Below are 6,000 nucleotides of genomic sequence, written 5' to 3' on the forward strand. Positions count from 1 at the left end.
CGCCCGCCGAACGGCCAACTCCGCCCTGCACTTACAATTTTTGCCAGCATCCACAACCGAGCCATATTCATCACACCATGCGCGCCACAGCACGCCATCTGTCGCGAATTTTTTTGACCGGCTTACTCACCGCCCTGCCAGTGGCGGCGACGGTGTTCATTTTTGTGGCCGGTGTGCGCCTGCTGTACGACTGGGTAGGGCCTAGCAGCTTGGTGGGTGGCTGGCTGGCGCGCGCAGGCCTGGGGCATAGCTCGGAGGTGGCGGGTTACCTGATTGGCGTTGGCGCCCTGCTGCTGTGCATTTTTATGCTGGGGCTTTTGGTGCAAACCCGGCTTCGCGTGGTACTGCACCGCACGATGGATGGCGTGATGCAGCGCATTCCACTGGTGCGTCATGTGTACGACATCGTGCGCAAAATGGTGGACTTGCTTTCGCAGAGAGACAAGGATGGCTTGGCTTCCATGCGCCCGGTATGGCTACGCTTTGGCGGCCCAGGACAAGTCGCGGTGCTGGGGTTGCTCTCAACGCCCGAGCCCGTTCTCGTCTGCGGTGAGCCGTATTTGGGTGTGATGGTGCCCACTTCGCCCGTGCCGGTGGGTGGCGGATTGCTGTATGTGCCGCAGGCTTGGGTCACGCCCGCACCTCTGGGCGTGGACGGTCTGACCAGTATCTATGTATCGATGGGCGTCACGTCGGCGCAGCACCTGGGCAAGGCCGGTGTCACCGAGCCCCGCACCAACACCGACCCAGCTGGTGGGCCCGAGACGCCAACACAGCCATTGTCGTAGGCCAGGAAAGTGCTCCACAGTTTTGGTCCCTAGGTAGAAACTTTGGGCTGTTGTGCCGACGGGGCAGGGTGGGAAAGTTCGACGCGTTTGGCTACATGGTGGCCATGTCAGCACGAAATCAAACATGCGTCAGTGATGCCAAGAACGGAACGTTCTTGATTTCATTGAAAAAAATGGTGCCGGAGAGATGAATCGAACACCCGACCTTCTCATTACGAATGAGCTGCTCTACCGACTGAGCTACACCGGCACGTGAGCGAGGAATTATAGCCAGCGGTCTGTGCTGGCTCGGTGGGTTCAGCGGGCCGCTTCGTGGTAGCTGCGCAGCCGCTCGACTTCGTTTTTGGAGCCCAGCATCACGCTCACGCGCTCATGCAGTTTGCCGGGTGTGATGTCCAAAATCCGCTGGCTGCCGTTGGTGGCGGCGCCGCCGGCTTGTTCGATGAGCCAGCCCATGGGGTTGGCTTCGTACATCAGTCGCAGCTTGCCGGCTTTTTCGGGTTCGCGCTTGTCCCAGGGGTACATGAAGACGCCGCCGCGGGTCAGGATGCGGTGCACATCGGCCACCATGCTGGCGATCCAGCGCATATTGAAGTCTTTGCCGCGCGGGCCTTCTTTGCCTTGCAGGCATTCGTCGATGTAGCGGCGCATGGGCGCATCCCAGTGGCGCATATTGCTCATGTTGATGGCGAACTCTTGCGTGTCTTCGGGCACACGCACATGCTCGTGCGTGAGCACAAACGAGCCTTGCTCGCGGTCCAGGGTGAACATGGCCACGCCCGCGCCTACGGTGAGCACCAAGGTGGTTTGCGGGCCGTAAATGCAATAGCCGGCTGCCACCTGCTTGCTGCCTGCCTGCAAAAAGTCTTGCTCGGAAACGCCCGGGCCTTCGGGCTTGCGCAGCACGCTGAAGATGGTGCCGATGCTGACGTTTACATCGATGTTGCTCGACCCGTCCAGCGGGTCAAACAGCAGCAAAAACTCGCCCTGCGGGTAGCGGTTGGGCACCAGGTGGATGCCTTCCATTTCCTCGCTGGCCATGGCGGCGAGGTGGCCGCCCCATTCGTTGGCCTCGATCAGCACGTCGTTGGCAATGATGTCGAGCTTCTTTTGAATTTCGCCTTGCACGTTCTCGCTCTCGGCCGTCCCCAGCACACCGCCGAGCGCGCCTTTGTTGACCGCCAGGCTGATGCTTTTGCAAGCCCGTGCCACCACCTCCAGCAGCAGGCGCAACTGCGACGGAATGAGTCCGCCTGCGCGCTGTTGTTCGACGAGGTAGCGGGTGAGTGAGACGGCGTGGGTCATGTTGGGTTGTCCTGTGGAGGGAAGTTAGTCGGCCAGCGCGCGTTGCACGACTTCGCGCACATCGTTGCTCAAGTCAGGTTTGGCAGCCACCCGCACCAGCGCCTCGCGGGCGGCGCTGCGGTAGGGCTCCGTCAGGCGGCTCCAGCGGTCCATGGCGCGGGCCAGGCGTGCCGCCACCTGCGGGTTGATTACGTCAAGCTCCAGCACCCGTTCGCTCCAAAACACATAGCCAGCGGCGTCTGTGCGGTGGAAGCCACCGGGGTTGGCGCTGCAGTAGCTGAAGATCAGGCTGCGCGCGCGGTTGGGGTTGTGCAGGTGGAAGTCGGGGTGGGCCAGCAACTGGCGCACTGCTGGGAGGACGTTGCCGCCGCGGTCAGGCGCGCTGGCTTGCAGCGCAAACCATTTGTCGAGCACCAGTGCCTCGTCTTTGAACAGCGTGTGAAAGCGCGCCAGCGCCTGCGCGCCCAGCGGGTGGCCGCTGCCGACCAGCGCGTTGAGGGCGTTGAAGCGGTCGGTCATGTTGCTGGCGTCTTTGAAGCGCTGCAGCGTTTTGCCCGGCCACAGAGAGTCGCCGGTGTGGACCGCGGCCAGACACAGAAAGCCCAGCGCCATGCCAGCCAGCGCGCGCCTTCCTGCTGACACCGCGTCGGGCCGGTAGGCGCCGTTGTCTTGGTGTACCGCATAGGCCCACTGCCAGTCGGCTTGCAAAGCCAGCGCCAGCTGCAGACGCATGCGCTCGCGCACCGCGTGGATCCGCTGCGGGTCCACCTGCGTGAGCTGCTCGGCAATGTAGGCCTCGGACGGCAGGGTGAGCACCAATTCTTTGAATGCCGCGTCCAGGGTTGGGTGGCGCAGGACGCTGCGCAGCGCGTCGATGGTGTCGGCGTGCAGCACGTCGGTCTGGCCCGAGGCCTCGCCGTGTTCAAGCGCGGCCAGGGCGCTGCGCAGCGCCAGGCGCTGGCCCGCCTCCCAGCGATTGAACGGGTCCGGATCGTGGGCCAGCAAGGTGAGCAAGTCGGTATCGCTGTAGCCAAAGTCCAGCAGCACCGGTGCTGAAAAGCCACGCAAGATGGACGGCACCGGCGCTTCGTCCACATCCACAAAGGTGATGGACTCGCTGTGTGCGGTCATCACAAACAGGTGGCTGCTCTGTGGCGCACCCGCAGCCCCGTCGGGCTGCAGCGGCGATACAGCGCCATGGGGCCGCAAGGGCAGGGCGGCGCCGGTGGCGGCGCTGAGCAGGCCCAGGCTGATGGGGATGACAAACGCGTCTTTGCTGTCTTGCCCCGGCGTGGGTGCACAGCTTTGGTTGAAGAACAGGGTGTAGGTGCGGGCCTGGGCGTTGTACTCGCCGCGCGTGGCCAGCCGGGGGGTACCGGCCTGGCTGTACCAGCGTTTGAACTGGGGTAGCAGCCGCGTCAGTGGCGACTCGGGGTTGGCATCGGCAATCGCTTGGGCGAAGTCGTCGCAGGTCACGGCCTGGCCATCAAAGCGCTCGAAGTACAGCCGCATGCCCTGTGCAAAGCCTGTGCGGCTGGTGAGCGTTTGCATCATGCGCACCACCTCGGCGCCTTTTTCATAGATGGTGACGGTGTAGAAGTTGTTGATCTCGATGTAGCTGTCGGGGCGCACCGGGTGCGCCATGGGGCCGCCGTCTTCGGGGAACTGCACGGTGCGCAGCACGCGCACATCTTCGATGCGCTTCACCGCGCGGGCCGAGGGGTCGGCGCACAGGTCTTGGCTGAATTCCTGGTCGCGAAACACCGTCAAACCCTCTTTGAGGCTGAGCTGAAACCAGTCGCGGCAGGTCACGCGGTTGCCGGTCCAGTTGTGAAAGTACTCGTGGCCGACCACGCTTTCAATGTTGCTGTAGTCCGCGTCGGTGGCGGTGGCTTGGTTGGCCAGCACGTACTTGGTGTTGAAGATGTTGAGGCCCTTGTTTTCCATGGCGCCCATGTTGAAGTCGCTGGTGGCCACGATCATGAAGCGCTCCAGGTCCAGCGGCAGGCCAAAGCGGGCCTCGTCCCAGGCGACCGAAGCCATGAGCGAGTGCATGGCGTGCTCGGTTTTGTCCAAATCGCCGGGGCGCACAAACACCTGCAGCAGGTGCTCAGAGCCCGAGCGGGTGGTGATGCGCTGCTCGCGCGCCACCAAGTTGCCTGCCACCAAGGCGAAGAGGTAGCAGGGTTTCTTGAAGGGATCGACCCACTTGGCGAAGTGGCGGCCATCGTCGAGCAGGCCTTGCTCCACCAGATTGCCGTTGGAGAGCAGCACCGGGAACTTGGCCTTGTCGGCGCGCAGCGTCACGGTGTAGCTGGCCATCACGTCGGGCCGGTCCAAAAAGTAGGTGATGCGCCTGAATCCTTCTGCCTCGCACTGGGTGAAGAAGGAGTCGTTGCTCACATACAAGCCCATGAGCTTGGTGTTTTTTGCGGGGTAGCAGGTGGTGAAGATCTCGAGCGTGAAGGCCTCGTGGCCCTCGGGGAGGTTCTCCAGCACCAAGGTGCTGCCGTCGAGCTTGAAAGAAGTGCCCTGGCCGTTGACCAGCACCCGAGACAAATTGAGTTCTTCTCCGTCAAGCCGCAGCGGCTGTGCGGCAACGTCGGGGTTGCGCCGGATGCGCATGTGATTGAGTACACGGGTCTTGGCGGGGTCCAGGTCGAAGCACAGGTCCACCGTGTCGATCCAGAATGCCGGTGCGCTGTAGTCGCTGCGGTGAATCACGCGGGCCGGGGCCGCGCCTGCGAGGTCATCCGTGGGGGTGTGCAGCATGGTGGGTCTCCAGAAAATTCAGGTTCATCAATGCGTGGTAGTCGGGCACGTGGGCGATCACATGCGGCCCTGCCAACTCGTCGGCGGTGTAGCTGGTGCAGATGCCCACGGCGCGCATACCGGCGCGGCGTGCCGCCTCGATGCCCAGCGGCGCGTCTTCAAACACGATGCAGTGCGCCGGGTTGGCGCCGATGCGCCGCGCCACTTCCAAAAAGATGGCCGGTTCGGGCTTGCCCGGCAGGCCTTCGTCGCCGCCCACCGTGGCCAGGGGTGCGATGGGCATGCGCAGGTGCTGGTAGGCAAACGCCTGGTTGTGGCGGTCGCCTGCGGTGCCCACGCCGAGTTTCAAGCCGCGGCGGTGCGCGTGGTCATAAAAGGCCTGGAAGCCCGCCACCTCGGCAAACACAGGCGAAAAAATCTCGCGGTAGACCGCTTCTTTTTCGTGCACCAGGGCCAGCGCGTGGGCCTCGTCCATGGCGGGGTCGCCGAACAGGTCGCGCATGCACTCGACGCCGGTGCGCCCGGTGGTACGGCGCATCAAGTCGTCCATGTCCACCTCCAACTGCTTGCGCCGGGCGAACTCCCACCAGCTTTGTTTGTGCGCCGGCATGGAGTCGATCATGGTGCCGTCCATGTCGAAGATCAGGGCTTCAAGTGGCATCACACACCCTGCTTCAACGAGGCTTCAATGAACACATCGAGGTCTCCGTCCAGCACCTTTTGGGTGGCGGAGACCTCCACATTGGTGCGCAGGTCTTTGATGCGGCTGTTGTCGAGTACGTAGCTGCGGATTTGGTGGCCCCAGCCCACATCGGTTTTGGTGTCTTCGAGTTTTTGCTGGGCTTCCATGCGCTTGCGCATTTCAAAGTCATACAGGCGGCTGCGCAGGCGCTTCCAGGCGACGTCGCGGTTGCTGTGCTGGCTGCGCCCGTCTTGGCACTGCACCACGATGCCGGTGGGCAGGTGGGTCAGGCGCACGGCCGAGTCGGTTTTGTTGATGTGCTGACCACCGGCACCACTGGCGCGGAAGGTGTCTACGCGCACATCGGAAGGGTTGATGTCGATCTCGATCGAGTCGTCAATCTCGGGGTACACGAACACGCTGGCAAAGCTGGTGTGGCGCCCACCGGACGAC

General features: G+C 63.3%; 5 protein-coding genes and 1 tRNA gene. 1 reads left to right on the forward strand and 5 read right to left on the reverse strand.

What is annotated here, in order from left to right:
- Positions 1-77: 77 nt before the first annotated feature.
- Positions 78-788: a DUF502 domain-containing protein gene (locus tag ACILRC_RS11565; RefSeq protein WP_395669526.1), complete on the forward strand. Its 711-nt coding sequence runs from the start codon at positions 78-80 to the stop codon at positions 786-788.
- Positions 789-962: 174 nt separating this feature from the next.
- Here the strand turns inward: ACILRC_RS11565 and ACILRC_RS11570 are convergent.
- From ACILRC_RS11570 to ACILRC_RS11590, 5 genes are all read right to left on the reverse strand, one after another.
- Positions 963-1,038: transfer RNA gene (locus ACILRC_RS11570), tRNA-Thr, on the reverse strand.
- 47 nt (positions 1,039-1,085) lie between these two features.
- Entirely contained in the window at positions 1,086-2,093 is a 1,008-nt protein-coding gene (locus ACILRC_RS11575) for a class 1 fructose-bisphosphatase (protein ID WP_395669527.1), read from the reverse strand.
- Positions 2,094-2,117: 24 nt separating this feature from the next.
- Complete coding sequence (pepN, locus tag ACILRC_RS11580; RefSeq protein WP_395669528.1) at positions 2,118-4,865, reverse strand: aminopeptidase N; 2,748 nt, start codon at positions 4,863-4,865, stop codon at positions 2,118-2,120.
- Positions 4,843-5,526, reverse strand: coding sequence for an HAD family hydrolase (locus ACILRC_RS11585; RefSeq protein WP_395669529.1), 684 nt, complete (start codon positions 5,524-5,526; stop codon positions 4,843-4,845). Before ACILRC_RS11585 ends, pepN begins: the two co-directional genes overlap by 23 nt.
- The coding region (locus ACILRC_RS11590; RefSeq protein WP_395669530.1) for a peptide chain release factor-like protein at positions 5,526-6,000 on the reverse strand (475 nt) is incomplete at its 5' end. The genes ACILRC_RS11590 and ACILRC_RS11585, both read right to left, overlap by 1 nt.

Origin of the sequence: Rhodoferax sp. (assembly GCF_044236835.1) — a bacterium.
Lineage (GTDB): Bacteria > Pseudomonadota > Gammaproteobacteria > Burkholderiales > Burkholderiaceae_C > Allorhodoferax.

Excerpts from the sequence above, each read along its gene's own strand:
- ACILRC_RS11585 (WP_395669529.1), bottom strand. The coding sequence starts at position 5,526 with ATGCCACTTGAAGCCCTGATCTTCGACATGGACGGCACCATGATCGAC.
- ACILRC_RS11565 (WP_395669526.1), top strand. The coding sequence starts at position 78 with ATGCGCGCCACAGCACGCCATCTGTCGCGAATTTTTTTGACCGGCTTA.
- ACILRC_RS11575 (WP_395669527.1), bottom strand. The coding sequence starts at position 2,093 with ATGACCCACGCCGTCTCACTCACCCGCTACCTCGTCGAACAACAGCGC.
- pepN (WP_395669528.1), bottom strand. The coding sequence starts at position 4,865 with ATGCTGCACACCCCCACGGATGACCTCGCAGGCGCGGCCCCGGCCCGC.